This is a genomic window from Enterococcus sp. 3H8_DIV0648 (genome assembly GCF_002140655.1).
Classification (GTDB): Bacteria; Bacillota; Bacilli; order Lactobacillales; family Enterococcaceae; genus Enterococcus_A; species Enterococcus_A hulanensis.
Window position 1 is genome coordinate 1285029 of sequence record NZ_NGLG01000001.1, and the last position, 3982, is coordinate 1289010.

At 40.1% G+C, this 3982-nt stretch carries 3 protein-coding genes; all 3 read right to left on the reverse strand.

Annotation, left to right across the window (positions count from 1 at the left end; genetic code table 11):
- Positions 1-171: 171 nt before the first annotated feature.
- The 3 genes from A5875_RS05890 to gndA all read right to left on the reverse strand — a co-directional run bounded on the left by A5875_RS05890 (position 172) and on the right by gndA (position 3889).
- Positions 172-1677, reverse strand: a complete 1506-nt coding sequence (locus A5875_RS05890; RefSeq protein ID WP_088932746.1) for a HAMP domain-containing sensor histidine kinase — start codon at positions 1675-1677, stop codon at positions 172-174.
- Positions 1674-2360 carry a response regulator transcription factor gene (locus A5875_RS05895; RefSeq protein WP_010740068.1) on the reverse strand — a complete coding sequence of 229 codons (687 nt, stop codon included), beginning with the start codon at positions 2358-2360 and terminating at the stop codon, positions 1674-1676. The genes A5875_RS05890 and A5875_RS05895 overlap by 4 nt, the downstream gene beginning before the upstream one ends.
- A gap of 107 nt (positions 2361-2467) precedes the next feature.
- A complete protein-coding gene (gndA, locus tag A5875_RS05900) occupies positions 2468-3889 on the reverse strand; it encodes an NADP-dependent phosphogluconate dehydrogenase (RefSeq protein WP_088932747.1) in 1422 nt (473 codons plus the stop codon).
- Positions 3890-3982 lie beyond the last annotated feature (93 nt).

Here is a 3982-nt window from a genome sequence, read left to right on the forward strand (position 1 = left end):
ATATAGCAATCTTCAAGTAGTAATGCAACTATTATTTGCACATTTTTTTAAACTTTTTTATTTTTCGAACGTTCATTTAAAACTCCAAAATAACGTTCGATTTTAAAACAAAAATAACGCTATCTTGAGTGAAAACATTTCGTAACCTTCGCATAAAAAAACAGCTGAGTTCTACTCAGCTGTTTTCTCTTCCACCATTGGAATAAAAATTCTAAAAATTGTGCCCTTACCAACAGAGCTTTCGACACTGATACTGCCTTTATAACTCTCTAAAAGTTTGTGGGCGATCGATAATCCTAGTCCATTTCCGCCTTTTGTACGGGCGCGGGCTTTATCCACTCGATAAAAACGATTAAATACTTTATCAATATCTTCATCCGGAATTCCTTCACCAAAGTCTTGGATCGCAATTTCAAACTTATTCATTGTTGAGGAAACAGAAATGTGTACTTCCTTGCGGTCCGTAGAATATTTCACCGCATTGTCTAAAATGATGATCAAAATTTGTTCTAAGTGATTGCGATAGATTTTCAGCATTTTCTCGCCATCTAAATCATCATCCAACGTAAAGGTAAATTCAGGATAAAGTAATTTGAAATTATTAAACACTTGATAAGTAACATCTTTTGCCTTTGAAGTCTCATTACCATAATAGACATCCACTTGTTCGGCACGAGACAAATCCAGCATTTCCTGCACTAGGCTCTTCATGCGTACAAGCTCCTGCAGACTGGCTTGGATTGATTCATCCAATATTTCTGGATCATCTTTGCCCCAGCGGTTCAACATATTCAAATGCCCTTCGATTACTGCTACTGGTGTTCTCAATTCGTGAGACACATCTTCCACAAATTGCTCCTGCTGCTCGATATACATTCGAATGCGATCGATCACGTCATTAAAGATGACTGCTAAATCCGCCAACTCATCATTCGTAGTAATATCTGGTACATGTACTTCTGCTTGCGGATCTTGACGAATGATCTCCATTGTATCGCGCAATATCTTGACCGGCTTCAAGAAATAAGAAGACAGTAAGAAGCCTAAGAAACTGCTCAAAAGCAGTGAAACGATCTCTAATACGATCAGCGTCAGTAATAGCTTGCTGCGCATTTCATAGAAATCGGATAATTCATAAAATACTTGGGCATAGCCGATCTTCTCCCGTGTTTCCTTAGAATAGATCGGTTCAACAGATAAAAAGCCATTATTCTCATCAACAGTTACGATGGTCGGCTCCTTATGCTTCGTCTGCACTAGTGGACGATAATCCTTTTGCGTTTTAAAGATCAGCTTCTTATCTAAATTATAGATATCTAAAGACAACTGGCGCTGTCCTAACTCTGAAATAAAGTCATCGATACGCATCATATTGCCTTCTAATGTCATATTTTGATCATAGATGGCATTATCCTGACTGTCTGATTCTGTCAAAGTGCGATAGGTATTGACCAGTGTCAGTTCCTCATTCGCATTGGCTAAACGAGAAGTGACTTCTGAGATTGTTCGTTCTACATTGTTTCTTTCCTTCGTCACGATCAAATTGACCGAAGACTTATACGTAATAACTGCAAAGATCGTAAATACGACGAATATAAAGAAAGAACTTGTAAAGGCCCACTTGATGGTAAGTGAGGGCCCTTTCAGTTCTCTTTGTTTCTTGATCAATTTTCTCATGAGCGCATAACGTACCCAGTACCACGAACAGTTTGAATATAACTGTCTTCACCTGGTACATCGATTTTATTACGCAGGTAACGGATATACACGTCAACAACGTTTGTTTCTACTTCTGTCTCGTAGCCCCAGACCTTATTAAGTAACACATCCCGAGCAAGAACAACATTGACATTTTCCATAAGCGTCAATAATAATTCGTATTCACGTTTTGTCAGCTCAATAATTTCATTGCCGCGGCGAACGACACGGTTTTCTTTTTCGATCGTTAAATCGCGATAAGTAATCGTTGTTTGTTTCGCAACGTTCTTATCCCCTTCGATATCGATTCGGCGAAGTAAGGCACGCAAACGTGCTAATAATTCTTCGATAGCAAATGGTTTGACGATATAGTCATCTGCACCATGATCCAAACCAGAAACGCGGTCGATTACAGAGTCACGGGCAGTCATCATGATGATCGGCGTATTTTTAACTTGACGAACACGACGACAAACTTCCAAGCCGTTTAACTCAGGGAGCATCAAATCAAGCAAGATTGCATCCCAGTCGCTTTCCAAAGCGGCTTCAAGTCCTGTTCTACCATTATAATGAACTTCTGTATCATAGCCTTCGTGCTTCAATTCTAGTTCGACAAAACGAGCTAGATTTTTTTCATCTTCAATGATCAGAATATTACTCATTTTTTTAGTTCCTTTCCAAGTTGAATTTCATTAAACCTCTATCATTATAGGGCTAAACCTGTCAAAAAGCTATAGTTAGTTATCAGTATTGTTATAAATAACTCGCGCTATTCTTCGTGGTACCAGCTGTAGTGATAAATTCCTTCTTTGTCCGTACGTTCATAGGTATGAGCTCCGAAGTAATCACGTTGTGCTTGGATCAAGTTTGCTGGTAATCGTTCAGCACGGTAAGAATCGTAATAGGTGATCGCAGATGAGAATGTTGGTACTGGAACGCCTGCTTGAACAGCAATGGCCACAACTTCGCGGACTGCTTGTTGATATTTGTCAGTGATTTCTTTGAAGTAGTCATCTAACATCAAGTTTGCAAGGTCAGCGTCTTTTTCATAAGCATCGGTGATTTTTTGTAAGAAACGAGCTCGGATGATACATCCTGCACGCCAGATCTTCGCGATTTCACCAAATGGCAAATCCCAGCCAAATTCTTTTGATGCGGCACGTAGTTCAGAGAAGCCTTGAGCATAGCTCATGATTTTACTGAAATAAAGTGCTTCACGGATTTTTTCGATTAATTCTTGCTTATCGCCTTCATATTTATAAGGAGCTGGTCCAGCAAGAACTTTGCTGGCTGCCACACGTTCTTCTTTATATGCAGAAATGAAACGAGCAAAAACAGATTCAGTGATCAATGGCAACGGCACACCTAAGTCTAAAGCGCTTTGTGACGTCCATTTACCTGTACCTTTATTTCCGGCAGCATCTTTAATCACGTCCACGATAGCTTTATCCGTGCCTTCGTCATCTTTGCGAGTCAAGATATCCGCTGTGATCTCGATCAAGTAGCTGTCTAATTCGCCTTTGTTCCATTCTGAGAATACTTCCGCCATTTCATCTACTGAAAGGCCAAGTAAATTTTGCATCAAATCATAAGATTCAGCGATTAATTGCATATCGCCATATTCGATTCCGTTGTGAACCATTTTGACGTAGTGGCCTGCACCGTTTTCGCCGATGTAAGTAACACATGGTTCACCGTCTTCTGCTTTGGCAGCAATTTGTTCAAAAATAGGAGCGACCAAATCATACGCTTCTTTTTGTCCACCTGGCATCATTGAAGGGCCTTCTAATGCACCTTTTTCACCGCCGGAAACGCCCGTACCGATGAAATTGATTCCTGAGTTGGCTAATTCTTCGTTACGACGGATCGTATCTTTAAAGAAGGTGTTCCCTCCATCGATCAGAATGTCGCCTTTATCTAAATGTGGTAATAGTGATTGGATCGTTGCATCTGTTGCTGGTCCAGCTTGCACCATTAATAGGATACGACGTGGCTTCTCGATCGAATCAACAAACTCCTCGATTGAAAAAGTTGCTTTTAACTTGCGATCGGGATGTTCCGCTACCACCGCTTCAGTTTTTGATCCTGTACGATTATACAAGGCCACAGAATAGCCGCGGCTTTCAATATTTAAAGCTAGGTTTTTTCCCATCACGGCCATACCGACGACGCCGAATTGTTGTTTTGACATAGTATACCCTCCTAATTACTCAATACGATTCTCATTATATCCTAAGAAAGTGAGAATGGAAAATGAATAGTGTTTTTAATCCGAAAAGATTCA